This is a genomic window from Marinomonas sp. TI.3.20, from assembly GCF_038155025.1.
GTDB lineage: Bacteria > Pseudomonadota > Gammaproteobacteria > Pseudomonadales > Marinomonadaceae > Marinomonas > Marinomonas flavescens.
This window is the reverse complement of record NZ_JBAKAS010000062.1, coordinates 1-569: the sequence shown is the minus strand read 5'-3', so window position 1 is coordinate 569 and position 569 is coordinate 1. Positions and strand designations below refer to the sequence as shown.

General features: G+C 41.5%; 1 pseudogene. It reads left to right on the top strand.

Annotated features, from left to right (window positions below):
- Positions 1 to 163: 163 nt before the first annotated feature.
- Positions 164 to 569, top strand: a pseudogene (locus V6259_RS19555) (IS4 family transposase); the annotation flags it as partial.

The following is a 569-nucleotide window of genomic DNA, read 5'->3' as shown; positions in this document are numbered from 1 at the left end:
CTGAGGTATCCCCACAAATTTGATAAAAATAACAATTAGTTAACGCAAGAAAGGAACGTTCATGGCCCTTGGTGATCAATAATTTCGCCAAAAACAACCAAACACGAGAGCCATGAACGCGACGACTATTCTGAACAAAATCCTTCCATTTGTCAGCCCAAATATGCATAAAACTCGACGTAATGCTGTAGCGGCCTGCGTTCAAAGCCTTGCTCAGGGCAATCTCAGTACTGTGACTAATATTGGAAGAGGTATTCAATCCAAGGCTTTTGAAAAGCACTGTATTAAACGTGCCGATCGAGTGCTTTCTAACGCGCATTTACAACAAGAATCACTCTCTATTTATGCTCATATGTGTCACCTTTTTGCGAACAAAGGGCGACCAATCATCAGTGTCGACTGGTCTGATCTTGATGCTCGAAAACAACACTTTCTCATCAGGGCTGTAGTGGCCTTTCAAGGTCGGCCATTTACTCTATACGAAGAAGTGCATGGTATTAAAACCAAAGAAAAACCGAAAACACACAAGTACTTTCTTTCAACGCTGAAATCACTTCTTCCAAAAGAGA